1 pseudogene is annotated in these 343 nt (G+C 47.8%); it reads right to left on the minus strand.

What is annotated here, in order from left to right:
• A pseudogene (locus DWY63_RS18350) lies at positions 1-343 on the minus strand (IS200/IS605 family element transposase accessory protein TnpB); the annotation flags it as partial.

The following is a 343-nucleotide window of genomic DNA, read 5'->3' on the forward strand; positions in this document are numbered from 1 at the left end:
ATCACGGGCAATCTCTCCTGATCCATCAAAGGCAAGCCTGCTCGTGTTCCAGGCACAGATTCGGGAAATTCGGATTTCCTTTCTGTGTGCCTGCTGTCCGCACCGTTTCTGGATATCACGTTTTCTCCACATCTGCAGTTTCTGCTTTTTCTTCCCAGAAAGTTTTCCTTTCATTTCCAGATATTCGAAAACAATCACATCTGCCTTCTTTTCTGACGCATACAGAACGATTTCCCTTGCAATCTTTCTGCCAAGCTCTGTATTCAGACGTTTTGCATATGCCCATCTTCCCTGCGCCTGACGCGATCCATGTTCCCGCTGAAATCTTCGGATCCGTCCCAGC

Origin of the sequence: Blautia sp. AF26-2 (genome assembly GCF_003460955.1) — a bacterium.
GTDB classification, from domain to species: domain Bacteria; phylum Bacillota; class Clostridia; order Lachnospirales; family Lachnospiraceae; genus Fusicatenibacter; species Fusicatenibacter saccharivorans.